The 25142-nt window shown below is 49.8% G+C and carries 23 protein-coding genes and 1 pseudogene; 17 read left to right on the plus strand and 7 right to left on the minus strand.

What is annotated here, in order from left to right:
• A pseudogene (locus BIZ37_RS14515) lies at nucleotides 1-637 on the minus strand (methyl-accepting chemotaxis protein); the annotation flags it as partial.
• Between the two features lie 441 nt (nucleotides 638-1078).
• On the opposite strand from BIZ37_RS14515, the gene hinT reads away from it, so the two are divergent.
• The 9 genes from hinT to BIZ37_RS14560 all read left to right on the plus strand — a co-directional run bounded on the left by hinT (nucleotide 1079) and on the right by BIZ37_RS14560 (nucleotide 8636).
• Nucleotides 1079-1429 carry a purine nucleoside phosphoramidase gene (hinT, locus tag BIZ37_RS14520; RefSeq protein WP_107297478.1) on the plus strand — a complete coding sequence of 117 codons (351 nt, stop codon included), beginning with the start codon at nucleotides 1079-1081 and terminating at the stop codon, nucleotides 1427-1429.
• A 231-nt stretch (nucleotides 1430-1660) separates the two neighbouring features.
• Nucleotides 1661-3046, plus strand: a complete 1386-nt coding sequence (locus tag BIZ37_RS14525) for a COG3014 family protein (protein WP_187462108.1) — start codon at nucleotides 1661-1663, stop codon at nucleotides 3044-3046.
• On the plus strand, nucleotides 3046-3432 hold the full coding sequence (locus BIZ37_RS14530) for a YcfL family protein (RefSeq protein ID WP_187462109.1): 387 nt from the start codon (nucleotides 3046-3048) through the stop codon (nucleotides 3430-3432). The genes BIZ37_RS14525 and BIZ37_RS14530 overlap by 1 nt, the downstream gene beginning before the upstream one ends.
• A gap of 50 nt (nucleotides 3433-3482) precedes the next feature.
• Complete coding sequence (gene lpoB / locus BIZ37_RS14535) at nucleotides 3483-4076, plus strand: penicillin-binding protein activator LpoB (protein ID WP_107297480.1); 594 nt, start codon at nucleotides 3483-3485, stop codon at nucleotides 4074-4076.
• A 37-nt stretch (nucleotides 4077-4113) separates the two neighbouring features.
• Nucleotides 4114-5004, plus strand: coding sequence for a phosphotransferase (locus tag BIZ37_RS14540; protein ID WP_187462110.1), 891 nt, complete (start codon nucleotides 4114-4116; stop codon nucleotides 5002-5004).
• Between the two features lie 217 nt (nucleotides 5005-5221).
• A complete protein-coding gene (locus tag BIZ37_RS14545) occupies nucleotides 5222-6067 on the plus strand; it encodes a DUF6279 family lipoprotein (RefSeq protein WP_187462111.1) in 846 nt (281 codons plus the stop codon).
• Between the two features lie 95 nt (nucleotides 6068-6162).
• Nucleotides 6163-6705, plus strand: a complete 543-nt coding sequence (gene ycfP, locus BIZ37_RS14550) for an alpha/beta hydrolase YcfP (RefSeq protein WP_187462112.1) — start codon at nucleotides 6163-6165, stop codon at nucleotides 6703-6705.
• Between the two features lie 388 nt (nucleotides 6706-7093).
• Complete coding sequence (locus tag BIZ37_RS14555) at nucleotides 7094-8383, plus strand: NAD(P)/FAD-dependent oxidoreductase (RefSeq protein WP_187462113.1); 1290 nt, start codon at nucleotides 7094-7096, stop codon at nucleotides 8381-8383.
• Between the two features lie 34 nt (nucleotides 8384-8417).
• On the plus strand, nucleotides 8418-8636 hold the full coding sequence (locus BIZ37_RS14560) for a hypothetical protein (RefSeq protein WP_370577364.1): 219 nt from the start codon (nucleotides 8418-8420) through the stop codon (nucleotides 8634-8636).
• Nucleotides 8637-8731: 95 nt separating this feature from the next.
• Here the strand turns inward: BIZ37_RS14560 and BIZ37_RS14565 are convergent, their stop codons facing one another.
• The 5 genes from BIZ37_RS14565 to BIZ37_RS14585 form a co-directional block, all read right to left on the minus strand.
• Nucleotides 8732-9205: an FKBP-type peptidyl-prolyl cis-trans isomerase gene (locus BIZ37_RS14565; RefSeq protein WP_107297488.1), complete on the minus strand. Its 474-nt coding sequence runs from the start codon at nucleotides 9203-9205 to the stop codon at nucleotides 8732-8734.
• Nucleotides 9206-9252: 47 nt separating this feature from the next.
• A complete protein-coding gene (locus BIZ37_RS14570; protein ID WP_187462114.1) occupies nucleotides 9253-9831 on the minus strand; it encodes a GNAT family N-acetyltransferase in 579 nt (192 codons plus the stop codon).
• Between the two features lie 145 nt (nucleotides 9832-9976).
• Entirely contained in the window at nucleotides 9977-10786 is an 810-nt protein-coding gene (locus BIZ37_RS14575; RefSeq protein WP_187462115.1) for a peptidoglycan binding protein CsiV, read from the minus strand.
• A gap of 29 nt (nucleotides 10787-10815) precedes the next feature.
• Entirely contained in the window at nucleotides 10816-14271 is a 3456-nt protein-coding gene (gene mfd / locus BIZ37_RS14580) for a transcription-repair coupling factor (RefSeq protein ID WP_187462116.1), read from the minus strand.
• Between the two features lie 2 nt (nucleotides 14272-14273).
• On the minus strand, nucleotides 14274-14852 hold the full coding sequence (locus tag BIZ37_RS14585; RefSeq protein ID WP_107297492.1) for a PilZ domain-containing protein: 579 nt from the start codon (nucleotides 14850-14852) through the stop codon (nucleotides 14274-14276).
• Nucleotides 14853-15042: 190 nt separating this feature from the next.
• On the opposite strand from BIZ37_RS14585, the gene lolC reads away from it, so the two are divergent.
• Genes lolC through lolE form a run of 3 tightly spaced genes read left to right on the plus strand, consistent with a single transcriptional unit; the run spans nucleotide 15043 to nucleotide 18177 of the window.
• The gene (lolC, locus tag BIZ37_RS14590) at nucleotides 15043-16251 is read left to right on the plus strand and encodes a lipoprotein-releasing ABC transporter permease subunit LolC (RefSeq protein WP_187462117.1); all 1209 of its coding nucleotides are present in this window, start codon (nucleotides 15043-15045) and stop codon (nucleotides 16249-16251) included.
• Nucleotides 16244-16933 (plus strand): lipoprotein-releasing ABC transporter ATP-binding protein LolD, encoded by a 690-nt coding sequence (lolD, locus tag BIZ37_RS14595; RefSeq protein ID WP_187462118.1) that lies wholly within the window; start codon nucleotides 16244-16246, stop codon nucleotides 16931-16933. The genes lolC and lolD overlap by 8 nt, the downstream gene beginning before the upstream one ends.
• Nucleotides 16933-18177, plus strand: coding sequence for a lipoprotein-releasing ABC transporter permease subunit LolE (gene lolE, locus BIZ37_RS14600; protein WP_187462119.1), 1245 nt, complete (start codon nucleotides 16933-16935; stop codon nucleotides 18175-18177). The genes lolD and lolE overlap by 1 nt, the downstream gene beginning before the upstream one ends.
• A 192-nt stretch (nucleotides 18178-18369) precedes the next feature.
• On the opposite strand, the gene BIZ37_RS14605 is transcribed toward lolE, so the two are convergent.
• Complete coding sequence (locus BIZ37_RS14605; protein WP_187462120.1) at nucleotides 18370-18900, minus strand: DUF2062 domain-containing protein; 531 nt, start codon at nucleotides 18898-18900, stop codon at nucleotides 18370-18372.
• Nucleotides 18901-18931: 31 nt separating this feature from the next.
• Between BIZ37_RS14605 and BIZ37_RS14610 the strand changes: the two genes are divergently transcribed.
• The 5 genes from BIZ37_RS14610 (at nucleotide 18932) to kdsB (ending at nucleotide 25091) form a co-directional block, all read left to right on the plus strand.
• Entirely contained in the window at nucleotides 18932-21274 is a 2343-nt protein-coding gene (locus BIZ37_RS14610; protein ID WP_187462121.1) for a DNA internalization-related competence protein ComEC/Rec2, read from the plus strand.
• Between the two features lie 137 nt (nucleotides 21275-21411).
• Nucleotides 21412-23169 carry a lipid A ABC transporter ATP-binding protein/permease MsbA gene (gene msbA / locus BIZ37_RS14615; protein WP_187462122.1) on the plus strand — a complete coding sequence of 586 codons (1758 nt, stop codon included), beginning with the start codon at nucleotides 21412-21414 and terminating at the stop codon, nucleotides 23167-23169.
• Nucleotides 23169-24185 carry a tetraacyldisaccharide 4'-kinase gene (lpxK, locus tag BIZ37_RS14620; RefSeq protein ID WP_187462123.1) on the plus strand — a complete coding sequence of 339 codons (1017 nt, stop codon included), beginning with the start codon at nucleotides 23169-23171 and terminating at the stop codon, nucleotides 24183-24185. Before msbA ends, lpxK begins: the two co-directional genes overlap by 1 nt.
• Nucleotides 24166-24345, plus strand: a complete 180-nt coding sequence (locus BIZ37_RS14625) for a Trm112 family protein (protein WP_039468742.1) — start codon at nucleotides 24166-24168, stop codon at nucleotides 24343-24345. Before lpxK ends, BIZ37_RS14625 begins: the two co-directional genes overlap by 20 nt.
• Nucleotides 24345-25091, plus strand: a complete 747-nt coding sequence (gene kdsB / locus BIZ37_RS14630; RefSeq protein WP_187462124.1) for a 3-deoxy-manno-octulosonate cytidylyltransferase — start codon at nucleotides 24345-24347, stop codon at nucleotides 25089-25091. The genes BIZ37_RS14625 and kdsB overlap by 1 nt, the downstream gene beginning before the upstream one ends.
• Nucleotides 25092-25142: the final 51 nt, after the last annotated feature.

Genomic DNA, 25142 nt, shown 5'->3' on the forward strand with positions numbered 1-25142 from the left:
TTATTGCATCATCAATAACAGTGATGTTTTCGGTGGCGAGGGCGTCAGAAGTGACAACCTCAGTTTCTTGCAGCTTGACGAAGTAATTCTTGGCAATCATTTTCACCGAAATACTTTCGTGATCATCCACATAGTCTTTCATGCGGCTACTCAGGCTGCTATGCAGTTGCTGGAAGCGGCGGGCTGATTGCTGGCGATCAGCCTGTGCTAGCAATTGAGCCCGGTAATTATCCATTGCTGTGCGGGCTTCTTGGAAGTAACGGTTTTCCAATGCGATCAGTGCTTCTAATTGGCCGCTCAAGGCTGCATTGTCTTGCGAGGCATTCACCAATTGCTCGAAAGCGGTCAGGAATTGTTGGTGCGCATGGCCAAAGTTATCTTCATAAACATCCATCCTTTCCAGATCTTGGCTGGTGAGGAAATCTTTGTAGATTTTATCGGCAGCCAATAATCTGACGCTGACTTGGTTGGACAGCGACACCAAGGGTAAAGATTGGTTGGTGACAATTTGGAGTTGTTGGTGGATCCGGTTGGTGCCATCTAGCATCATAACCAGCGTGGCAACAAAGAGTATTACCATTACGCCGATACCGGAGTACATACGTCGTATAACTGAGGTCTGTTTCGTTGTCTTCATAATATCCCTAAACAATACAAGCAAGCGACAGCAGAACTTACTTATGGCAATGTAATACGAAGTTGGAATTATGGTTTTTGTCTTCGTACAAAATGTGGCGCCTCAAATTTTAGAAGCAAAAAAAGCGAACAAAATTGCGTCACTATTGACTCACCCCAACAATAAATCCTTGTTAAGGCTATTGAGTACCGTGCCAAATAGTAAATGATTTCGCTTCATACATTCTTTGACCGCTGCATCAAAAAATAACTTTATTATCCCGCAATATAATGAATCCTCTAAAGTTATCACTCTGATAACTAGGAGTGCTTTTCCTTGAAGGGGACACTTGAGTAGAAAAAAGACTGGAAATAATATTAAAAACAATGTTCAATATTGCTCTTATCAACGTTGTCGAGCATACTGCAAGTGTAGATTTGATAACGATAAATGGAGCAAGACATGGCTGAAGAAACCATTTTCAGTAAGATTATTCGTAAGGAAATCCCTGCTGATATTCTTTATCAGGACGACTTGGTAACGGCTTTTCGCGATATTAACCCGCGTGCGCCAAGCCATATTTTGATCATCCCGAATAAATTGCTGCCGACCGTCAACGATGTTGAGGCAGAAGACGAATTAATGATGGGGCGCTTGTTCACCGTTGCCCGCAAACTGGCAGAGCAGGAAGGGGTAGCTGAAGACGGTTACCGCCTGATCATGAACTGTAACCCACATGGTGGCCAAGAAGTGTACCACATTCATATGCACTTACTGGGTGGCCGTCCCCTAGGGCCAATGCTTGTGGGCTAACGAGCTCGTGGGCTAAATAATACGTCTCGAGCTGATTGGGCCCTCTACCTGAGGGCCAATTTAATGAGTAGGGCTGTTCATTAGTGAACTTAATTTCCAAGATAAAGTCTGATGGCATGTATTTTTAGCATCATTGCTGTTGGTGCGAGGTATTCAGGTTTTGTATATCAAATAGATGGGCATGGTGTTTCCTGATTCATCTGTTTGGTAGTGATTAGGGTTAGCGAAAAGATGTTAAAACATGCCGTCGTAGCGGTGTTGTCTCTGGGGCTGGTCGCTTGTGCGAATTTGTCGACCCAGAGCTTATTTAGTCATTATAGTGCGGCAAACAGCAAGACCCATCAGGCAATGCAGCAGGGCTTGTACCAGCAAGCGTTGGACGTATTGCCTGATGCGCCTGCAGGTGAAATCCTCGACGGGATGGAGAAAGGCCGGGTTGGCTTCGTGGCTGGGCAATACCCGCAAAGCTTCGGTGCATTGCAGTCGGCAGACAATGCGGTCAAGGAGCAGCAACGTCAGGCCAGCATCCAGATATCCGAAGGGTTTAACCAGGCGGGGGCGTTGCTGACCAACGACAATATGATTACCTACCGCCCCGCTGATTACGAGCTGGGTTTTTTACACTTGTACCTGGCGCTTAACTATCTGCAGCAGAACAGCCTAGAAGGCGCTCTGGTTGAAGTGCGTAGGGCGAATCAGGTACAGGAAGCGGCTAAGCGGCAGCGAGAAGCGGAATTAAACAAAGCGGCGAAAGAAGCCCGCCGCAAAGGGATGGATCAAAATCTCGGTGCAGTGTTGGCGCGTTACCCTGATGTGGGCAGCGAGCTGGGCAACATCCAGAACGGCTATTTGTTCTTTTTATCCGGTGTGCTGTACGAAGCTGATGGCGACCTGAACAGTGCTTACATTGACTATAAGCGGGCCTTGGCTGTCGCACCAAACAATCCATTTGTGGCCGAAACTGTGTTGCGTTTGGCAACGCGGATGAGAATGGACAATGATTTGCCAGCTCTCGAAGCCCGCTACGGTAAATACCGAGCACCTTCTGCAAATACTGGCCGGGTGATTGTCTTTGACGAGCAAGGGGTCGTATCGGCAAGGGACGGTTGGCGCTTGCCTATCTGGTTGACGGATAGCCGGGGGGATGGGGTGATCTACAACCTTGCATTGCCGTACTACCCGAACCCACCCCAAAAAATGTATTCGCCCTTGCAGCTCAATGGCAAGCCGATGGTAGACAGCCAGGTTGCCAATGTTAATGGTATGGCCCGTTACAGCTTGCAAGAAGACCTGCCGGTTATTGTGTTACGACAGGCCCTACGGGTGGTAGCGAAAAACGAAGTGCGCAAAACGGCAGCTAGTAAAGGTGATGATATTGGTAATGTGTTGACGAATATTTTCAATACTCTCACCGAACAACCAGATACTCGAAGCTGGCAAAGCTTGCCAGCATCAGTGGCGATTGCCCAGCAAGATGTCGCAGCAGGGCAGTATGATTTGGCTTGGAATGGCCATCAGATAGACGTAGACGTAAAAGCAGGCAGAACAACAATGGTTTGGGTGTCACGTCAGGGAAATCAACTGACCGGTTGGTCAGTGTTATTGGGGAATAACTGATGAGAATATTACTTGTATTGGGAATGGTTCTTGGATTGGCGGCTTGTTCGACGACAACCTCGGGGATCAGTATCGAGAGTAGCAACCAGAGTGTGGTGATTGGCAACCCAAATCTCGCTAACCGCCTATCTATCGAGCAAGCCAATGTCTCTGTGGTTAATGGTCTCCTGAAGGCCGGTGTGCCAGTGACCAGCCAGATTGATTCCGATCTCAACCTGCAGTACCGCTTTTATTGGTACGACGCTCAGGGGCTTGAGGTGAGCGGCAGTGATAGCCCTTGGCGTCAAGTTGTACTCCACGGTAAAGACACAATGACATTACAAGCGGTTGCCAGAAGCCCTCAGGCAACCCAATACCGGATTTATATCCGCAAAGCAGATTATTAATTTTGGGATTGGCACTGTAGCGGTGCTGTTTGACAGATAAAGGTAAGACGATGAAAAAAAGCGTAATCGCGTTAATGGGTGTAGCAGCATTGATGGGCGGTTGTGCCCAGAAGGTAAGTTACGGCGATGCCCAGCAGGCAGAGACTACTACGATTGAGTTTGGCTCAACAGATTTGCAAAAGATTGCCGGAGAGATGACAGACAGTATGCTGACATCGGGTTCGGTAGCTTATATTACTGGCAATGGCCAACGTCCTATCATTATGGTCGACAGCATCAAGAACAAAACCAGTGAGCACATTGATACTGAGTCCATCACGGATTCTGTCAGCACTAAGCTGCTAAATTCAGGTAAATTCCGCTTCGTCGATATGACCCGCGTTGAGGACGTCCGCAAACAGCTGAATTTCCAGAACGATGATGAACTGGTCAACCAGAGCACCGCAATTCAATTTGGCCAGATGGTTGGTGCTGAGTACATGCTTTACGGCAATCTGTCGAGCATCGTGAAATCAGCAGGTAGTGACAAAGATGTCTACTACAAGATGACCATGCGTTTGATGGATCTGAAAACAGGTCTTATCGAATGGGCTGATGAAACTGAAATCCGCAAGCAGGAATCAAAGAGCCTTCTAGGCTGGTAAGTGCCCTTAAAGCAAGCAACTAAAGACGATTTGGTGAATGAGTACTGATACGTTACATGAGTTATTTGTGCTCAGGCTGCCGGATTATCATTTAGTCAGTGCCAAACCTCTCAGCGGCGGCCTTAGCAACCGCTGCTGGAAGGTGGTGCTTACGCACAAGGCAACAGGCGAGCGCCATGCGCTGGTATGGCGTCCGCATTCATTTTCCTCGCAAGCCTTCGGTGTCTCTAGGCAACATGAGCACCTGGTATTGCAGAGCACCCTCAAAACACCATGCTCTACTCTTGCGCCAAGACCCTTTGTCCTTTTCAATGAGGGACTGTTGGTTGATTGGGTTGAAGGGCACACTGCTAGCAAAGAGTTTTCCCTAACGACTTTGATGTCCCTGCAAGCGGCCATCCACCAACAACCTTTACCCTCCTGGCGTCTCAACCCTCAACAACGTGGTGCGCATTACTGGCGGTATATGGGTGATGCCACGGGTGATCCCCAACTTGAACGTATCCATGCTTTCTTCCAGGCGCAGTCAGTGAAAAAATGGTTCGAAGAGACATGTTGTCACCATGATTTGGGCTGGTACAACATAATTGTTGCACCTGATGATCGGTTTACAGTGATCGATTGGGAATATGCTGCTGCTGGCGATCCCTCATTGGACTTGGCATTGACGATTGCTGCCAATCAGTTGGAGCCATCAGAAGCTGTCGATATATATTGCCAACAGGTTGGAGTACACGATGCGATTACTCAAAGAAGATGGCATTCTGCGGTTGAATATTGGCATCCCTGGTGTGATTACCTTGCCATGTTGTGGTTCTATGTTGGAGCCAATCAATTTGCCTGCGGTGAAAGGCTTGATGAAGACTACCTCCGTGAGGCGCAGTCGTTGCAAGCTCTGCTGTGGAATAATCTGCAATTCTCTGATTAGTAATACCTTTTCAAATCTCCTCAACTACAATTAGTAACGCCCTCTAGTTTGTGCGAAATGCAAATGAGTTGGGTCTTTATACTTATATCGTTTTCATGTTTGGCATGATCTCGGCTGTGCCGCATCTGGGGTAGGCATTCACAATGATCCCTTGTGTCGAACAGCTACGTAAATTGGAAGATGGAACCTAATCGTTGAGTGTGGTGAGGGGGTAGTGATGAGCAAGTTGCTTCCAAAGTGGGCTGGTGTGACTTTGGCAGTCGTCTTGGTTGGGGGATGTACGACCCGGTTGGCTTACAACAACTTAGATGTCTGGCTGAACTATCGCCTTTCTTCTTATGTTTCCCTTAATTCATCGCAAGAATCCAGTTTTGACCAAGGCGTCGACCGCGCACATTCTCTTCATCGCCGGCAAGAACTGCCCAAAATCCACAGGGCTATCGACCGACTGCAGGGTGACCTCCTCGACCCGATGACATTTGGTCAGATGCAGGAATACTACAACGTGTTTACCCGCTTGGGGCAAGACTCGGCTGCTATTCTTGCTGATCCTATGGCCGATATGTTCGCCAGCTTGAATGATTCTCAGGTTGCCCAGTTTGAGGGGAGCCTGCGCCAGCGGTTTGCTGACTTTGACCGCGAAAGGGACAAGCTGAGCAAGCCTCAGCAACTGGCCAAGCGCTCGGAGCGGTTACAAGATTTCACCCGGGACTGGGTTGGGTCCCTTACCAGCAGGCAAGAGGAGATGCTGACGGAACTTGCCGGATACCAATTGGAGATGTCGCCGATTTTCCGCTCTCTGCGCAATGGCTATTTTGAACGTTGGCAGCAGTTGATGAAAAGCCGAAAACAACCGGCTTTCAAAGGCCAGTTTACCCAATTGATGCGTGATATGGTTGCCTTAAACAGCCCCCAGTACCAATCAGAAATCCGGTTTTACCTCAACCGGCGTTTTGAGCTCATGCGTCGGCTTAACCACTCGATGTCACCACAGCAGAAAGCCTACTTGAACCGCAAGCTGGTCAACCTACGCAAGGATGTAGCACTACTGATTAATCAATAACTAGATGGTTGTCTCACCTCTTGTGAAAGTAATGTCAACAAACCCTACAAAACGTGTTAGATTGATTTTACTGATAATCACAATAGGGAAAAAAAATGATTATTTATCTGCATGGCTTTGACTCAACAAGCCCGGGCAATCATGAAAAAGTATTGCAGCTTCAGTTCATTGATCCTGATGTGCGTTTTGTGAATTACAGTACCCTACACCCTAAGCATGATATGCAGCATCTTTTGAAAGAAGTGCATAAGCTAAAGGAAGAGTCTGCTGATGAACAGCCACTGATCTGTGGGGTGGGACTTGGTGGATACTGGTCAGAACGGATTGGCTTCTTGTGTGGTATGAAGCAGGTGATTTTCAACCCTAACCTGTACCCAGAGCGCAATATGGAAGGTCGTATCGACCGTCCTGAAGAATACTCCGATATCTCCACTAAGTGTGTTAATGATTTTCGCAAGCAAAATGAAGGCAATTGCCTGTGTATTCTTTCTACCCAAGATGAAATTCTAGATAACAGCCACACCAAAGAGGTTCTAGGCGACTTTTACCAGATTATCTGGGACGAAAAAGAAACCCACAAATTCAAAAAAATCTCTCAGCACCTGCAGACGATAAAAGCATTCAAAGAAAACTCCTGATACGTCCATATCCAGTTTCAAGCAGGCGGCATATGTCCGTCTGCTCGATGCAACACGCCCATCCTTCCTTCGCGGTATCCTGATAAACCCATAAAGGTTGAGTTGTTTTTTTGCCATTTTGGATAACAACACACCGAACATGGTTATAGGTTTTGATCCTAATCAATTATTTCTTGCCTTGAAATAATATTGGCTTATAATGCAAATCTTAACTTTTTTTGAGATAAATCAAAAAAAGTTTAGTTAATTAAATGAAGAAGATGTTGTAAGCATCCCTCAGTAATCATATTTAAATCATTGAAAGTAAAGAATTATGTTGGCTGGAGCTAGCTCGGGCCAGATTAGATTTCGAATTTTAAAATTATAAATTTGTGGAAGGAGTGTCGTGATGACTCGAATTATTGTTGTTGGCGGTGGTGCTGGCGGTCTGGAGCTTGCAACAAAGCTAGGCCGGACTCTTGGGCGTAAGGGACGTGCCAAGGTCACATTGGTTGACCGTAAGGGAAGCCACCTATGGAAACCTTTGCTTCACGAAGTAGCAACAGGCTCGATGGACGCGGGGGTAGATGCATTGAGCTACCGTGCCCATGCCAAGAACCATTCTTTTGACTTCCAGATGGGTAGCCTCAAAGACATCGATCGTGAGCGTAAGGTGATCACCCTCGCGCCACTTTACGACAAGAAAGATGAGCTGTTGATGCCTGAGCGCGAGCTGGAATATGACATTCTGGTTATGGCTATCGGCTCTACTTCGAATGACTTCAACACTCCGGGTGTGCGTGACAACTGTATCTTCCTTGACAGTCCTGAGCAGGCGCACCGCTTCCGTACCCAAATGAATAACCAGTTCTTGAAGCTTCACGCCAACAAAGAACAGAAAACGGTTGATATTGCGATTGTCGGTGCTGGTGCAACTGGTGTTGAACTATCTGCTGAGTTGCACAATGCGGTTAAAGAGCTGCAGAACTACGGTTTTGGCGACTTAGATAGCTCTCGCCTGAACGTGAACCTGGTTGAAGCCGGTGAGCGAATTCTACCTGCGCTGCCTCCGCGTATCTCTTCTGCTGCCCACAGCGAGCTGACCAAGCTGGGTGTGAATGTACGTACCGCAACGATGGTTACCAAAGCCGACGAAACTGGCCTGACAACTAAAGATGGCGACCATATCCCGGCGCAAATCATGGTATGGGCTGCAGGTATCAAGGCGCCAGATTTCATCAAGGATATTGCAGGTCTTGAAACTAACCGTATCAACCAGTTGGTTGTTAAGCCGACGCTGCAAACCACACGCGATGACGACATCTATGTGATTGGTGATTTGGCATCTTGTGCTCAGGAAGACGGTAGCTTCGTCCCACCTCGTGCTCAAGCTGCACACCAGATGGCAAGCCGCTGTTTCTCAAACATCGTTGCTAAAATTACGGACCGCGAGCAGAAACCATACGTCTACAGTGATCATGGTTCGCTAGTTTCTCTAAGCCGCTTCTCAACAGTAGGTAGTTTGATGGGTAACTTGACCAAAGGCTCGATGATGGTTGAAGGCCGTATTGCTCGCGTGGTATACATTTCTCTATACCGTATGCACCAAATCGCGTTGCATGGTGTGGTGAAAACCAGCCTGATGATGCTGGTTGGCCGAATTAACCGAGTACTACGTCCTAACTTGAAGCTTCACTAAGCAGCGTTGGGATACGGGCCAATAAAGGAGAGCAATGATGTTCCAGCTGTTTGATGTGTTTGGTACCAAGATGTCCGTACAACGAAAAGACGGCTTTTGGTTACTGTTCAAAGAGTCAGATACTGCAATGCGTGCCCGTATCTATGATGTGGTGATCCCACCAGAGCTTGAGGAAGCCGATTTGGCGACATACTTAGCAGATATCTATCATGAGAATGCAAGTGCCAATCATCCGGATGTCCGTCGTTGTTAAGCCCTTATCAGGTCTTATAGCGAGTGAAGATATTAGAATAATAAAAACCGCCAGTTCTGGCGGTTTTTTTGATCTTGTGATGTATTGGGCTCTAATTAGTTGATTTTAAACAGCTCAACATCAAAGATCAGCACCGAACCCGGTGGGATTGAGCCAATGGCTCTGTTGCCGTAGGCCAGTTCAGCCGGGACAAAGAAGCGTGTCTTCTCACCCTCAACCATCAGCTGTACACCTTCTGTCCAACCTTTGATTACCTGGTTCAGGCCAAATTGGATAGTCTCGCCGCGTTCAACCGAGCTGTCGAATACCGTGCCGTCTAGTAGCGTACCGTGGTAGTGGACGGTGACTTTGTCGCTTGCTTTCGGGTGTACCGTGCCTGTACCTTCTTGCAGTACCAAGTACTGTAGGCCAGATGCGGTGGTTTGCACTCCCTCTTTGTCCTTGTTCTCTGCCAGGAAGGTTGCACCGGCCTCGATATTTTCAGCAGCAGCTTGCTTGTTGCCTTGGGAGCGTTGCATAAAGAAGATGATGAGCGCAACAAGGGCGATACCCAGAATAATTTTAAACACGTAAGTTCCTCATATCGTGTTGATTCATTGGCTGATAGTAGCAGAGCTTATTGCTGGGTGAAAGGTGGGGGAGAAGAGGTAATATCACTGGGGATGAGCGAGAACAGTAAACCATCGACCGGACCGTCCTGGGTGATGATGCGGTTTCGGGCTGTGCACTCGAAATGGGCTTTGGTAGCGAGGGCTGTACGTTGACTGGCAAGGTTGCCGGTATGGGTTACAATTTCGATCCGTGTCAGGCCGACAGTCTCGAAGGCAAACTGGGCGATAGCTTGGCATGCTTCCTTGGCATAGCCTTGCCGCTGGGCGCTGGAGCGGATCCAGTAACCCATTTCAGCTGAGTTTGTCAGCTCGGATAAATTGCTCAGGGAGGTGCTACCAATAAACGTCTCCGTACTGCGTTCGAAGATAGCAAACTCATAACTGATGTCGTAAGCCCAATTCTGTTGGCTGGCATGAATCCACTCATGGGCATCGTGTTGGCTATACTGGGCATGGCACCAAGGTAGCCAAGGGGTAAGGCTTTGCTGGGAGTGGTGAATAGCCTCGAGCAAATCCAATAGGTCGGCATTTTTGTAGGGGCGAAGCAATAAGCGCTCGCTGGTAAGTTGGTAGTCTGTTTTCATCCTGTCCACAGTCTCCGTCAGTATCTATTGTTAGCATAAACGGGTAAGGCGGAATTGTCGCAGGCGTTGTTTGGATTGTGGCTGAAAATGTGAAAAGGGCTGCGTTTGCAGCCCTTTATCAATCAGTACTTGCTCGTTGGCGGTTTTAACCGTCGATACGGCGAATTTGGATCACCATACCCATTAGCGGGTGATCAAGGTAGTGGGTTTCACCACTACGCATCTTACGCTGCTGCTCGAACTGGTAAGCCTTAAGGAATTCTTCCACTTTAACTTGCTTCTTCACTTCTTGCAGGTGGCCAATCTGAACATTACCTTCCGGCTCGATTGAGCCTTCCATCGGATCAAGTGGCTCAGCACCAATAATCACTTCACGGCGGCTAGGCTCCCGAAGCGCAAAGTTAGCTTCGGTGAACAGGAAGTGCTGGACATACACACGTAATGTACCGTCTAGCTCGCGCAGGGACTGAGCCTCTTGCTCAATGTTGTCATTGTCCGTGAGGGACTCTTCGGCGAAGCCATCGTTGAATGACTCATCAATAGGCTCACTCGACTGGGCAGATTTCAGGCTGCCATCAGGTAAAAACTGGGCGGAGAAGTCGTCACCTGCCGTAAAGTGAATACGTGGTGCAGCAGCACGGCTCAAATCACCTTGGCGCCAGCCAAAGTGTGCCAGTGGAGTAAAGCCGGCATGTTGCTTGAGCTTATTGTACTGTGAGTTGAGCTGAAACTGTGAGGATGGCATTTTGCGTATCCCCCTAGCCTGTAGGCGAGCAGTATCACCAAAGTCGATAGCGCCTTTGAGGTTGATAGGCTTTTGGCTATCAGGCCAAGACTCGCTGACTTGCTCAGGCGCAATGTTGCGCTTGAACAGGATCACTTCGATATCAAACTGTCGGGCTGCAAGGCTCGGCCAGCTAATGGCGAACAGCAGCAAATAAATGATATTTTTCAAGATAATACTCCGCACTTAAGTGCTATCTATTATAGAGCGTTTTCAGCCAACTTTGTTAGAAGACCGTCAACATACTTTATTCTGTCTTTTCTGTCACTCATCGGCGCCATGACTTTCAGCTTGGTTGGACCTTCCATCCGGAAATGCTGTGGCTGTGATTGCAGCAGGCCAACCAGCAATCCAGGGTCAATATTGGCATTCGGGTTAAACTCGATAAAGCCACCTTTCTCACCAGCTTCAATCTTGCGCACGCCAATGCCTGCAGCTTTGAGCTTGATCTTGTTAAGTACCAAGAGGTTACTGGTTGGGTCCGGTAGCAAGCCAAAGCGGTCGATAAGCTCAACTTTGAGTTCATCCAACGCTTTTTCATCGTTGGCACTCGCTATGCGCTTGTACAAAGACAGTCGGGTATTGATATCTGGAATGAAGTCTTCAGGCAGCAAGGCTGGGAGGCGCAGTTCAACCTCAGTTTGCTGGCGTAGTAGATCATCGAGGGAAGGCTCTTTACCTTCTTTGAGGGCTTCGACAGCCTGCTCAAGCATTTCCATGTAAAGGGTGAAGCCAACCGATTGGATCTGGCCGCTTTGTTCATCACCAAGCAGTTCACCTGCACCACGGATTTCAAGATCATGGGTAGCAAGGGTAAAGCCTGCGCCCAAGTCTTCCAGTGAAGAAATGGCTTCGAGTCGCTTGACCGCATCTTTGGTCATGCGCTTAGGATGCGGTGTAAGCAGATAGGCGTACGCTTGGTGGTGTGATCGACCGACACGGCCACGAAGCTGGTGAAGCTGGGCCAAACCAAGGTGGTCGGCACGGTTGATCACTATGGTGTTGGCGGTCGGAACGTCGATACCGGTTTCGATGATGGTGGTACATACCAGCAGGTTGAATCGCTGGTGGTAGAAGTCACTCATGATCTTTTCGAGTTCACGCTCACGCATCTGGCCATGGGCAAAGGTGATGCGTGCTTCCGGGATAAGCTTGGCCAAATCCTCGGCAGTTTTCTCAATGGAGTCGACATCATTGTGCAGGAAGTAAACCTGGCCACCACGCATGACCTCACGCAGTACCGCTTCCCTAACCAGGGCATCGTCCGATTCGCGGACAAAGGTCTTGATAGCCAAGCGCCGTGCTGGAGGCGTCGCAATAATCGACAGATCTCGCATCCCACTCATCGCCATATTCAGGGTACGAGGGATCGGGGTTGCGGTCAGGGTTAGGATATCGACATCGGCACGGATCGCCTTGAGTTTCTCTTTCTGGCGAACCCCGAAACGGTGTTCTTCATCAACAATCAGTAGGCCCAAATCGTGGTAATCCACCGAGGCATTGAGCAGCTTATGAGTGCCGATCAGGATATCGATTTTGCCCTCGGCCATATCGGCCAAGATCTGTTTCTGCTCCTTGGCGGTTTTGAAGCGTGACAATACTTCAACCCGTACCGGTGTATTGGCAAAGCGGTCACGGAAGTTTTCAAAGTGCTGTTGGGCGAGCAAGGTGGTCGGCACCAATACCGTAACCTGCTTGTTGTTGTCGACGGCGACAAAGGCCGCCCGCATCGCCACTTCTGTTTTGCCGAAGCCCACATCACCACAGACCAAACGATCCATGGCTTTAGGCTGGCACATATCCGACAGTACTGCGTTGATAGCCAGCGCTTGGTCGTGGGTTTCTTCGAACGGGAAACCGGTACAGAAATCAGCGTAGGCTTCGCGGTCAAGGTTGAACTTGTGACCAGGTTTCATCTCGCGCTTGGCATAGACATCAAGCAACTCGGCAGCGACATCACGTACTTTCTCTGCCGCTTTCTTGCGGGCTTTGGCCCATGTTTCGCCACCTAGCTTGTGGATAGGGGCGCTATCTTCTGCACCACCGGAGTAGCGGCTTATAAGGTGCAGTGAGGCAACCGGGACATAGAGTTTGGCACCGCCTTGGTATTCCAAGGTGACGTATTCGGTTTTCATCCCGCCGGCTTCTAGGGTTTGTAGCCCTTGATAGCGACCGATGCCATGGTCGATATGGACAACCGGCTGACCGACTTTGAGCTCGGCCAGGTTGCGGATGATAGTGTCGGCATTGACGGATTTCTTCTCGTCGCGACGGCGGCGCTGGACCACGCGTTCACCGAGAAGGTCGCTCTCACAGATCAGGGCAACTTCAGGTTGCTCCAAGACAAAGCCTTGCTCTGCGGCACCAATTACCAGGCTGAACTTGCCCGGGGCAGACAAGGCTTCGGTTAGCGTCGGGGCTACAACAGGGCGGAGTTTTATCCGGCCTAGCAGGTCAAGCAGGGCTTCGCGTCGGCCTTCAGAGGCGACAGAAAAGATAATCTTGCCCGGGTAGCTTTCCGAGTAGCGGCGAAGCTCGGCCAGTGGCTCCTTGAGCTGGTGATTGATAGTTAGCTCAGGGATCGGCTGTACCGGTAGGTTATAGCGGCCCGCTTTTTCAGGTTCGCTATCATGGCGAATGCGTACCTGTGGCAATGTTTTGAAATGGCTGAACATTTCATCTTTGGTCAGCCACAGCTCCTTGGGCTCAAGCAGAGGCCGCAAAGGGTCGACCCGGCGTTGGTCGAAGCGGTATTCCGCATCCGCTAGGAATTGGTCAACGGCAGGCTCTAGCGCTCCGATGGTAATGAGCAGGCTGTTATCCGGCAGGTAATCGAATAGGGTTTCGGTTTGCTCGAAAAATAGCGGCTGCCAATATTCGATACCCGCAGGCCAGGTTTTTTTGCTGACTTGCTGGTAAATTGATTCCGGCTCGCGACGTGCCTCGAAGCGCTCGCGCCAGCGCATGCGGAAGTTTTCGATGGCAATTTCATCGGTCGGGAATTCGTGTGCCGGCAGTAATCGGATTTGTTCGATTTCACCGGTAGAGCGCTGGTTCTCCGGGTCAAACTGGCGGATTGAATCGACTTCATCATCAAAGAAGTCAATACGGTAAGGCTGGTTGCTGCCCATCGGGAACAAGTCAATCAGTGAACCACGGCTGGCGTATTCACCATGTTCGATAACCTGATCGACATGGCGGTAGCCCGACGCTTCAAGCTGCAAGCGCAGTTTATCCAGTGATAGCCTATCGCCGTTCCGCACCATCAACGCATGCTGGTGGATGAAGGCCCGTGGGGTCAAACGTTGTAGTAGGGTGCTGATAGGCACCAACACCACCCCGTTAGCCTGCTGCGGCAGGGAGTATAAGCGAGTCAGTCTGTCTGAAATAATGTCTTGGTGCGGCGAGAAGTTATCGTAAGGCAAGGTTTCCCAGTCAGGGAACACGCTGACTTCTTGTGAAGTAAACTGGCTAACTTCCGGTTGAAGGCGTAATGCCGTTTGGGTGTCAGGCACCACAGCAAGTATCGGCCCTTGATGATCTTGGGCCAGTTCTGCGACGGAAAGGGCCAGCGCAGCACCAGACACATTACCGATAAATCGGCTGTCACCTGGTTTGGACGGTAATGGAAGAGAGAGAATAGACTGTGCTTTCATGATTAACTTTTATTGTCTGATCGCAGTTGGGCGCGTTGGCGCAGAATTTTTTGCTGGAAGTGCAGGGCGGCTCGGATCAGCAGATCCCTGTCATCTTCCATCAAGCATACGTATTTCAAGGCTACCTCGTAGTTACCATCCTGCTGAGGTTGGCACTGGGTTACTTCAGCATAGGCGTAAACAGCGGCGGCAGGGTTATCGAGGAACAGCTTGAGCCTGACTTTGCTTCCCTCTGCCAATGCTTGCGTTGAAAAGTAGGACAGCTGACTGGCACCGAACGTATGGGTGACGAAACGCAGTTTGGCGTCATCTTGTTGAGCAAGCACAAAAGAGAGCAACAAGTTGATTTTGTTGTTTTGTGCTGTCAGGTAATTAGAGAGTGCTTTGAATTCATCTTTTTTGAGTTGGGATAGAGAATGCTCGAGCCCTTCATCTAGGCTGCTGCATTCACTGGCAATACGAAACAGGGGCGGGATTTCTTGCTGGAAAGCCAGCATATCGGGAACACTTTCACCGACTGGGAGCGGTTCTACATTGATGGTCAATCCGGCATGGACTGAAAAATACTCGTCCTGATTCATGTCGCACTCGATATAATTTAACTATCCTACGATTATCACTCAGCAATTGCATTGGGACAAGTGAAGCAGGCCTAAGAGCGGGGGTTTTAACCGCTGTTTTTACATTACTTTTACTGCGCTTAATGGTAATCGGAAGCTGCAACAGGTATGCTTTCGAACAGTTTTTATAAGGATGGTATCTTCTTAATCTATGTTTCATCCCGTATCGTTTTTTATCGGGCTGCGATATCTCAGAGGACGCTCTGGAGATAGGTTCAGCCGTTTCGTTTCCTATATGTCGACCGCGGGTATTACCGTTGGGGTACTCTCCCTCGTTACCGTATTGTCTGTTATGAACGGTTTTGAGCAGCAACTCAAGGAGCGGATCCTTGGTGTGATGCCCCAAGCGGTAATCTCAAGCCAAGATGGTCACCTCTCCCGTACCGAGCAAACACCAGAAGAGCTCAAGTCAATTCCCCACGTTGATATGGTCTCACCGCTAACCCGCAGTGAAGCCATCCTGCAAAGTGCTAAATCATTGTCTGCGGGTATGCTGCTTGGCGTTGACCCTGAAGCTTTCGAACCGGTGGGTTATTACGTCAACCAAGGCGATATCATGGATCTGGAAGCGGGTAGCTACAAGGTTATCTTGGGTCAGGCGCTTGCCAATCAACTGGGTGTGAAGGTGGGCGACAAGGTACGGCTAATGGTGACCAGTGCCAGCCAGTACACACCACTTGGCCGGATCCCAAGCCAGCGCAACTTTGAAGTGGCGGGCTTGTACAATACCGGCTCAGATGTAGACGGCCAGTTGATATTGACCCACATTGATGATGCTGGGCGCTTGCTAAGGTTTAAGCCGGGCCAAATCACCGGGTGGCGCTTGTTCGTTGATGACCCATTTGTCGTCGCAGAGCTTGCCAACCGACCGTTGCCTGAAGGTATGACTTGGTCGGATTGGCGTGAGCAACGCGGTGAACTGTTCCAGGCAGTCAAAATGGAAAAGAACATGATGGGTCTGATGCTCGGGCTGATTATTGGCGTGGCGGCTTTTAATATCATCTCGGCACTGATTATGGTGGTGATGGAGAAACAGGCCGAAGTGGCTATTTTGAAAACCCAGGGTATGTCCAGCCGCCAGGTGCTAATGGTCTTCATGGTACAAGGGGCCAGTAGTGGTGTGATCGGTGCGATTATCGGCGGAATTTTAGGTACCTTACTGGCATTAAACCTCAATACTTTACTGACTGTTCTTGGCGTGAATTTGATTTCTGCCGGCGGGCAATTGCCAGTCGTGATCTCTCCACTTCAGATTATTTTAGTTATCGTCGGCGCTATTATTCTTAGTCTGCTGGCAACTGTTTTTCCTTCCTACCGGGCGGCATCGGTTCGTCCTGCTGAGGCACTTCGTTATGAGTAATGCATTATTGGTTTGTCAGGGCTTGAGAAAAGTTTATCGTGAAGCCCAGCTTGAAACAGAGGTGCTCAAAGGGGTGGGTTTCCATCTGGATGCTGGCGAGCTGGTCGGCATCGTCGGGGCGTCGGGCTCTGGTAAGAGTACGCTATTGCATTTGCTCGGAGCATTGGATGACCCAAGTGAAGGTGATGTGTTTTTCAAAGGCAAAAAGCTCAATGCCATGAGTGCCAACAAGCAGGCGAAACTGCGCAACCAAGAGATTGGCTTTGTCTACCAGTTCCACCACCTGCTGGCCGATTTCAGCGCGGTGGAGAACGTGGCGATGCCTTTGCTTATCGGCGGAGTGGCGGCGGGCAAGGCGCGTTCGCAGGCTCATAGTATCCTAGAGTTGGTTGGCTTGGGGCACAGACTGGAACATCGCCCGTCCGAACTCAGTGGTGGTGAGCGCCAGCGTGTTGCTATAGCGCGTGCTCTGGTTAACAAGCCTTCGCTGGTATTGGCTGATGAACCGACAGGTAACTTGGATCATAAAACCGCCCTCGAGATTTATGATTTGATGCGCAAGCTCAACAAAGAGTCCGGAACGGCCTTTTTGGTGGTGACCCATGATAATGAGCTTGCAGGTAAGCTTGACCGTTGTATGCATATGCAAGACGGTGAGTTACAGCAGGTAGAGGTGGCTTGATGTTCCGACCGCTTTCGCTATTTATCGGTAGCCGTTTCAGCCGTGCCAAGCAAAGAAACCGGATGGTTTCTTTTATCTCGATCTCTTCGACTCTTGGTATTGCCGTGGGCGTGGCTGTGATCATCATCGGCCTTTCGGCAATGAATGGATTCGAACGCGAGCTGCAAAACCGCGTATTGTCGGTGATCCCTCATGGGGAGCTGGAGGCGGTCACCCCGCCTTTTGAGGACTGGCAGCCTGTGTTGGATTTGGTGGAGCAGCACCCTCGAGTGACTGCGGCAGCACCGTATGTTCAGTTTACGGCATTGCTTGAAAAAGGCAGCAGCCTCAAAGCGGTTGAAGTACGTGGCGTTGACCCTGAAAAACAGAAAGAGGTCAGTGTGCTGCCACAGTTTGTCAAAGACAATGCTTGGGCGAACCTTGAAGCGGGCAAGCAGCAGGTTATTCTGGGGCAAGGGGTAGCAGATAAGCTGGGTATTGGGGTAGGGGACTGGATCACAGCGATGATCCCAAATCCGGATCCAAGCCTGAAGCTAAAAGCACCTCACCGTATACGTCTTCAAGTTGCCGGCCTACTAGCTCTAGCCGGGCAGATTGACCATAACTTTGCCTTGGTGCCTTTGAAAGATGCTCAGCAGTATCTATCGATGGGTGATGGGGTCACCGGTATTGAGCTGAATGTTGATAACGTGCTTGAGGCCCAGAGTATCGTAAGGGAAGTCGGCTTTACGCTGCCTGTGTATGTGTACCTGAAAAGCTGGAACCAGAAATACGGTTATCTTTACCGTGATATCCAAATGGTGCGTACCATTATGTATTTGGTCATGGTACTGGTTATTGGGGTTGCTTGCTTTAACATTGTTTCAACCCTGATGATGGCTGTGAAAGACCGTGCCGCAGATATTGCCATTTTGCGTACCATGGGGGCCACTGACCGTTTGATCCGCTCTATATTTGTTTGGCACGGAGTGCTATCCGGTGTTGTGGGGAGCCTTGTGGGGTCATTGCTCGGCTCAATGGTTGCTGTGAACCTGACAACCTTGATTAAAGGACTTGAAAGCCTGATTGGCCATCAATTCCTTTCTGGTGATATCTACTTTGTCGATTTCCTCCCTACCTCATTGTCTATGCATGACGTGATGCTAGTGACAACGACCGCAGTGGTATTAAGTTTCTTGGCAACCTGGTATCCGGCTAAACGCGCTGGGGCCCTTCAGCCAGCCACGGTACTGAGTGCAAAATAATGGTACCTTTCCTTCAAGGGAGCTCTTGGGGGAGAGGTAGAGCTTTTGGGAAAAATGTAAGGGGTGATTCTTATCATTTTGCCAACAGCTTCCAGTTCTGGTTAGAAATATTTGAGTCAGCCATAGCTTGGGCTTACAAATATTGAGCATAAAAAAACCTCGCATCTGCGAGGTTTTTTTATTTCTAGGCGGTTAATCCTTGTGGAGGGTTAATACCCTGAACCGGCGTTTTTGCCAGCTTCTCACTACAGAGTAGCGCCACAGGCCGCGAATACCGAAGTAGCCAAGCGCGGAGAAAAAAACAGAACAAACCGCACACCCCAATAGGAAAGGAGGCCCAATCTGGTTCATTTGGTGCAACAGGAACTCCCAGGACAGCTCAAAATGGAAGGCTTGGTGAGGTGTGTTCATCAGCCAGGCCCCGACTTTATAGGCGGCATAAAACATCACCGGCATAGTGATAGGGTTGCTGATCCATACCAAGCAAACGGAAAGGGGCAGGTTGACGCTGAAGAAAATGGCGGCGCCGGCAGCCATGATCATCTGGCTGGGAAGAGGTACGAACGCCATAAACAAACCGACCGCAAATGCGCCAGACGCCGAACGGCGGTTGAGGCACCACAAATTTGGGTTGTAAAGCACATTGCCAAATATCTTCAACGCTTTTTGGCGCTTGATGACATCGTGGCTTGGCATTATTCGTTTAATTACTTGTCTTGGCATTGTAATTCTATTGTTCACAGGCAGGCTTGAGATGAACAAAAGCGCTGCCGGGGTTGCACTTGGACTGCTATCGCTTCATTTCTGGCTGGCATTGCCAACCTATCATGGGTTTGTTACAGCCTTAATGATAGGCAGTGTAGTGTGTTTCTATTTCCAATGGCGACTTTTGATCTATATCGCGATCGGCGCTTGTTTGGCGAATCTCGCCGCAACATCCTATCTAAAAAACGTCCAACTGACTTTTATTGAGCCGAGGAATATTACCATAGTTGGTGAAGTTAGTAGCCTATTAAATCATAAGAAATTAGATACTTTGTTTGATTTTGTAACGTCAGAATTACGTCAGCAAGGTAAACGTTCGAGCAAAACACTGCGTCTAAGGCTCAGTTGGCAAGATCCGGACAATATGCCAGTGATGAAGCAAGGAGAGCACTGGCAACTACAGATCAGGCTGAGGCCACCCTCAGGTCGGGTCAATAGTGCTGGTTATGACCGCGAGCGGCAATTTGTTGGCCAAGGTATCCATGCGACCGGTATCGTGTACAGCGGCCACCGTTTGGAAAGTGGTCAAAATAACTTGGCATCGTTACGTCAGTCAGCGTTTGACACTGTTGTAGGTATCACCGAAGGACTTGATCACCAACGCTACCTGCTGGCACTGGGCTTTGGTTTCCGTGGGGCTTTGCTAGATGAGGACTGGGGACTGCTGCGAGATAGTGGGTTGGCGCACCTGATGGCAATATCTGGTTTGCATATAGGCCTTGCCATTATGCTGGGCTGGTGGTGCGGCAGTTTGTTAAGGAATGTCTTCGGTGATTGGCCCGGAGTTGTCTGGTTGCCGTTATGGTTGGGGCTTTGCGCTGGTATGTTGTATGCCTGGCTTGCTGGTTTTACCTTGCCAACCCAGCGAGCTTTGCTGATGAGCCTTATTGCTCTGGTGTTATTGCGGGTCCGTATTGTTTGGCCTGGGTGGCAGGTTTTGCTGTTGGTCTTTGCCTTGAGCCTCGCCATGGACCCGCTTGCCTCATACAGCGCTGGGTTTTGGCTGTCCTTCTCGGCTGTCGCAGTTATTGCCGCTGCCCATGCAGGGGGCGTGCGGGTTGATACCCATCGCAACACTTCATTTTTCCAACGTTGTTTGGGCCGGGTGAAGGTGTTGGTGTTGCTCCAATTTGCTTTGCTGGCACTAATGCTTCCGGTGCAATGGGTTTGGTTTGGTGGGTTTTCTCCTTGGGCGCCTGTTATTAACCTGCTGGCAGTCCCTTGGGTGAGTTTGTTCACTGTCCCTTTGGTTCTTGCTGCGATTATCTTCTCTCCAATTGAATCTATGGCCATAATATGTTGGCAACTCGCTGATTTGACACTCTCTCCGGTGCTTAGCCTTGCACAGTTGGCTCGGGGTGGGTGGTGGACGATTGCAGAAAACCAAGGGGGATGGGTTTTGGCAGCTTCAGCCGTTGTTGTGTTGCTGTGGCTGTTGCCGTTAAGGCGCTTTACCGCTCTCGTAACAGTATTAGTCATTGTCGCTGTGGTATGGGATAAGCCGGCGCCGGAAAGCCAGGATGGCCTTGTGCCATGGCAGGTGGATATGCTTGATGTCGGCCATGGTCTGGCCGTGTTGATATCATCCAACAACCGCAGTGTTCTTTATGACACGGGTAACCGCTGGCCGGGCGGGTCAATTGCTAGCTCAGTCATTGAACCGGTTCTTAAACAAAGGGGACAAAGCAGGTTGGATGGGCTGGTATTGAGCCATGCCGATAGCGACCACGCAGCAGGTGCTGACTATCTCGAGGAAATTTTTGCCCCGATTTGGAAACGGAGCAGTGACTTTCGTGAGGGTTACCAACCCTGTATCCGCGGCGAGCAGTGGCAATGGCAGAGTTTGGACTTTCGGGTACTGTGGCCTCCTAAGCAGGTGAAAAGGGCAGCAAACCCTCACTCGTGCGTGATTGAAATAAAACAGCGGCATAATGGGAGTGGAACGGATGGTCCTTCTTTACTGCTCACCGGGGACATCGATGCGGTTTCCGAATTATTGCTGGCAAGGGTAGAGCCTGGTTTGTCACCGGATATTCTTCTGGTACCGCACCATGGTAGCCGTAGTTCATCGACAGCCACTTGGTTAGACCAAATGGGTTGGCTCAGTAATATGGCCCCAAGATATGCACTGGTATCGGTGGCGCGCTATAACCCCTGGCAGCTACCTTCTGCTGATGTGCGGCAGCGGTATCTAGAAAGGGGGGCCAATTGGCTCTCGACGGCAGAATCAGGGCAAGTATCGCTGGAGATAAAGGGGGATAGCGTTGAAGTGATACGCTTTCGTCAAGACCGAAAGTCAGCTTGGTTCCGGCCGGTCTTCCACGATGAATAGAAAGCGTATCATCTCCAATCAATATGGAGAGTTGTTTGAAAAACAAGCGGTATCTTGCATTGGTCAATGAACTTATTTGGTCTCCGGCATTTATGCGAGTAGAATGGGAAAATTGTCTTTAAGAAAAAATGGTTTCCATGACTACTTCGAACGATCAAACCACTTGGGAGACGTTTAAGCGACTGTGGCCCTCAATCAGCCTCTATAAAGCCGGTATGGCCGCCGCCGTTGTTGCATTGATTATCAACGCCGCAAGTGATGCATTGATGCTCTCGATGATTAAGCCGCTGATGGATGAAAGCTTCGGTGGCATAGATGGTATCGAATCGAATTTCCTGGCAATGATGCCAATCTATTTGTTTAGTTTGATGGTGCTTCGTGGCGTGAGTGGCTTTGTTTCCACATACTGTCTCGCCTGGGTGTCCGGTAACGTTGTCATGACCTTGCGCCGTCAAATGTTCAACCACTTTATGAAAATGCCAGTTGGCTTTTTTGATAAAGAATCCTCCGGCAAATTACTGTCCCGTATTACCTATGATTCTGAGCAGGTTGCATCGGCAACCAGTAGTGCGCTGGTAAACCTAGTTCGTGAAGGTGCAACGATCATCGCCCTGATGATTATCATGTTTTATAACAGCTGGCAGCTTTCTGCGATTTTGTTGGTGATTGCACCTGTGGTTGCGATTAGCATTCGTGTCGTTTCCAAGCGTTTCCGCCGCATCTCCAAGAATATGCAAGATGCAATGGGCTCGGTGACGTCATCTGCCGAACAAATGCTCAAAGGCCATAAAGTAGTGTTGAGCTATGGTGGCCAGCAGGTAGAGCAAGAACGCTTTGAGCAGGTGAGCAACCGCATGCGCCGCCAGACAATGAAGCTGGTCTCTGCCCAGGCGATTGCCAACCCGGTTATTCAGGTGATTGCTTCTCTGGCACTGGTTGTCGTGCTGATCTTAGCCAATACCGAATCACTGCGTGAGTCGCTGACCCCGGGTACGTTTGCGCTTATTTTCGGCTCTATGTTTGGCTTGATGCGTCCGCTTAAGTCACTGACAAATGTGACTTCTCAGTTCCAGCGCGGTATGGCAGCCTGCCAGACATTGTTTGGCCTGATGGAAATGGAAACCGAGAAAGACCACGGACAATATGAAGCTAAACGTGTGAATGGTGATATTCAAGTTAAGGATGTTACTTTTACTTACCCGACCAAGGACACGCCGGCATTGAAGAATGTGAACTTTGAATTGCCTGCAGGAAAAACCTTGGCCTTGGTCGGGCGCTCTGGTTCAGGCAAGAGTACCATTGCCAACTTGCTGACCCGTTTTTACGACATTGACTCGGGAAGTATTACTATTGATGGTCACGATATCTGCGATTACAAACTGGCTAACCTGCGTGAGCAGGTTGCGGTTGTTTCCCAGAATGTCCACCTGTTCAACGATACGATTGCCAATAATATTGCTTATGCCAGCGGTGATGCCTATAGCCGGGCAGATATCGAAAAAGCGGCAGAGCTTGCCTATGCCATGGACTTTATCAAAGATATGGACAATGGGCTGGATACCGTGATTGGTGAGAATGGTGTTAGCTTGTCTGGTGGACAACGCCAGCGTCTAGCTATCGCCCGTGCCTTGCTGCGCAATGCCCCAGTATTGATCCTTGATGAGGCCACCTCGGCGCTGGATACCGAATCTGAGCGAGCAATCCAGTCAGCGCTGGATGAGTTGCAGAAAGACCGCACGGTTCTGGTGATTGCTCACCGATTGTCGACTATCGAAAGTGCCGACCAAATCTTGGTGGTTGATGACGGTGAGATCATTGAGCGCGGTGTCCATGCTGAACTGCTGGCACAAGATGGTGCATATGCCCAGTTGCACCGAATTCAGTTTGGTGAATAATGGCTTCGGTAATCGAAAAAATCTGGTTTGAGGGCCACCCGGCAGGGGCGGTGCTCAAACCTTTGCTATGGCCGCTGAGTAAGGTGTTTGGCGCGGTGAGTCGTCGCCGTCGACAACAGTACCAATCGGGCCAGAAAACACCTTACCGCCCATCTGTGCCAGTGGTTGTCGTCGGTAATATAACTGCTGGTGGTAATGGTAAGACACCCGTTGTTGTCTGGTTGGTGGAGCAACTCAAGGCTGCAGGGCTCAAGCCGGGAGTTGTCTCTCGAGGCTATGGAGCAAAAGCGCCACACTATCCGTATTTGGTCGATGGCCAGAGCACTACAGCTGAAGCGGGTGATGAACCCGTTCTGATCTACCGCCGAACGGGCGTGCCGGTTGCCGTTTCTCCAAAGCGTGCAGAAGCGGTTCAGTTGATTGAGTCAGATGTCGATGTGATCATCACCGACGATGGCCTACAGCACTATGCGCTGGCAAGGGATATCGAAATCGTGGTGATTGATGGCCAGCGTCGATTCGGTAACCAGCAACTCATCCCTATGGGGCCATTGCGCGAAGGGTGTGACCGTTTGCAAGAAGTGGATTTCCTCATTTGTAATGGTGGTAACCCTCAAAACGGTGAGATCCCGATGCAATTGGTGCCTTCAGACTTTATCAATCTCTCGACGGGAGAACGTTGTGGAGCGGATCGGCTACAGGGTGAAGTTGTTGCCATGGCAGGGATTGGTCATCCGCCCCGATTTTTTAATACATTAAAGCAGCTCGGTATCAGCCCGGTGAAGTGCCAGCCATTTGCTGATCACCAGGCGTTCGCCGAGCTGGAATTACAACAGCTGTCCGGACAAGGGCAGCACTTAGTCATGACAGAGAAAGATGCGGTGAAATGCCACACTTTCGCCCAGCCTAATTGGTGGTATTTACCGGTAGATGCCGAGATGCCGACCGAGCAGGCTGCAAGCGTGATTAACCGGATCATTGAGGTAAAGGAAGAGTATGGACCATCGTCTGCTTGAAATCGTTGCATGTCCAGTATGCAAGGGTAAATTGAACTTCGACAAAGACAAAAATGAGCTGATCTGCAAATTTGATCGTCTGGCATATCCTATTAAAGATGGTATCCCCGTGCTGCTTGAGCCGGAGGCGCGTACTCTGAGCTCTGAAGAGGTGAAATAATGTCTTTTACTGTGATTATTCCGGCCCGTTACCAGTCTTCGCGTTTACCGGGTAAGCCGTTGGCTGATATTGCTGGCAAGCCAATGATCCAGTGGGTTTATGAGCAGGCGAGTAAAGCCGGTGCTGATCAGGTGATTGTAGCTACTGACGACCAGCGTATTGCTGATGCCGTGAAGGGGTTTGGTGGTGAAGTCTGCATGACCCGTAGTGATCATGAGTCGGGTACTGAACGTCTGGCTGAAGTGGTTGAGAAATACCAGTTGGCTGATGATCAAATTGTGGTCAATGTCCAAGGAGACGAACCACTGATCCCTGAGAGCATTATCCGGCAGGTTGCGACGAACCTTGCAGGCAGCAAGGCGCCTATGGCGACACTGGCTGTTGAAATCGACCATGCTGATGAAGTGTTCAACCCAAATGCGGTTAAAGTAGTCACCGATAAAGACGGCTACGCACTTTACTTCAGCCGCGCTTCTATTCCATGGGATCGTGATAACTTTGCTAAGCGCCCGCAGGAAATCCACCAGAACTTGATGCGTCATATCGGTATCTACGCTTACCGTGCAGGGTTTATCAATACCTACATCAACTGGGAGCCGAGTACGCTGGAGAAAATCGAAGCACTAGAGCAACTTCGTGTGTTGTGGTACGGCGAGAAAATCCACGTTGATGTGGCGATTGATGCACCGCCGGCAGGGGTCGATACGCCTGAAGATCTGGAAAAAGTACGCCAGTTGGTCGGGTAGCCTTATAGGTTTAATTCGTCCAAATTGATAAGCGGGAGGCAAATGCCTCCC

This window comes from Photobacterium sp. BZF1, assembly GCF_014349205.1.
Taxonomy (GTDB): domain Bacteria; phylum Pseudomonadota; class Gammaproteobacteria; order Enterobacterales; family Vibrionaceae; genus Photobacterium.

What these genes read in the sequence shown, in the direction of transcription:
- BIZ37_RS14625 (WP_039468742.1), top strand. Translation starts at nt 24,166, where the DNA reads ATGGACCATCGTCTGCTTGAAATCGTTGCATGTCCAGTATGCAAGGGT.
- hinT (WP_107297478.1), top strand. Translation starts at nt 1,079, where the DNA reads ATGGCTGAAGAAACCATTTTCAGTAAGATTATTCGTAAGGAAATCCCT.
- BIZ37_RS14610 (WP_187462121.1), top strand. Translation starts at nt 18,932, where the DNA reads ATGAACAAAAGCGCTGCCGGGGTTGCACTTGGACTGCTATCGCTTCAT.
- kdsB (WP_187462124.1), top strand. Translation starts at nt 24,345, where the DNA reads ATGTCTTTTACTGTGATTATTCCGGCCCGTTACCAGTCTTCGCGTTTA.
- BIZ37_RS14585 (WP_107297492.1), bottom strand. Translation starts at nt 14,852, where the DNA reads ATGAATCAGGACGAGTATTTTTCAGTCCATGCCGGATTGACCATCAAT.
- lpxK (WP_187462123.1), top strand. Translation starts at nt 23,169, where the DNA reads ATGGCTTCGGTAATCGAAAAAATCTGGTTTGAGGGCCACCCGGCAGGG.
- mfd (WP_187462116.1), bottom strand. Translation starts at nt 14,271, where the DNA reads ATGAAAGCACAGTCTATTCTCTCTCTTCCATTACCGTCCAAACCAGGT.
- BIZ37_RS14570 (WP_187462114.1), bottom strand. Translation starts at nt 9,831, where the DNA reads ATGAAAACAGACTACCAACTTACCAGCGAGCGCTTATTGCTTCGCCCC.
- lolC (WP_187462117.1), top strand. Translation starts at nt 15,043, where the DNA reads ATGTTTCATCCCGTATCGTTTTTTATCGGGCTGCGATATCTCAGAGGA.
- BIZ37_RS14560 (WP_370577364.1), top strand. Translation starts at nt 8,418, where the DNA reads ATGATGTTCCAGCTGTTTGATGTGTTTGGTACCAAGATGTCCGTACAA.
- BIZ37_RS14530 (WP_187462109.1), top strand. Translation starts at nt 3,046, where the DNA reads ATGAGAATATTACTTGTATTGGGAATGGTTCTTGGATTGGCGGCTTGT.
- BIZ37_RS14545 (WP_187462111.1), top strand. Translation starts at nt 5,222, where the DNA reads ATGAGCAAGTTGCTTCCAAAGTGGGCTGGTGTGACTTTGGCAGTCGTC.
- BIZ37_RS14540 (WP_187462110.1), top strand. Translation starts at nt 4,114, where the DNA reads ATGAGTACTGATACGTTACATGAGTTATTTGTGCTCAGGCTGCCGGAT.
- lolE (WP_187462119.1), top strand. Translation starts at nt 16,933, where the DNA reads ATGTTCCGACCGCTTTCGCTATTTATCGGTAGCCGTTTCAGCCGTGCC.
- lpoB (WP_107297480.1), top strand. Translation starts at nt 3,483, where the DNA reads ATGAAAAAAAGCGTAATCGCGTTAATGGGTGTAGCAGCATTGATGGGC.
- BIZ37_RS14555 (WP_187462113.1), top strand. Translation starts at nt 7,094, where the DNA reads ATGACTCGAATTATTGTTGTTGGCGGTGGTGCTGGCGGTCTGGAGCTT.
- lolD (WP_187462118.1), top strand. Translation starts at nt 16,244, where the DNA reads ATGAGTAATGCATTATTGGTTTGTCAGGGCTTGAGAAAAGTTTATCGT.
- BIZ37_RS14525 (WP_187462108.1), top strand. Translation starts at nt 1,661, where the DNA reads ATGTTAAAACATGCCGTCGTAGCGGTGTTGTCTCTGGGGCTGGTCGCT.
- ycfP (WP_187462112.1), top strand. Translation starts at nt 6,163, where the DNA reads ATGATTATTTATCTGCATGGCTTTGACTCAACAAGCCCGGGCAATCAT.
- BIZ37_RS14605 (WP_187462120.1), bottom strand. Translation starts at nt 18,900, where the DNA reads ATGCCAAGACAAGTAATTAAACGAATAATGCCAAGCCACGATGTCATC.
- msbA (WP_187462122.1), top strand. Translation starts at nt 21,412, where the DNA reads ATGACTACTTCGAACGATCAAACCACTTGGGAGACGTTTAAGCGACTG.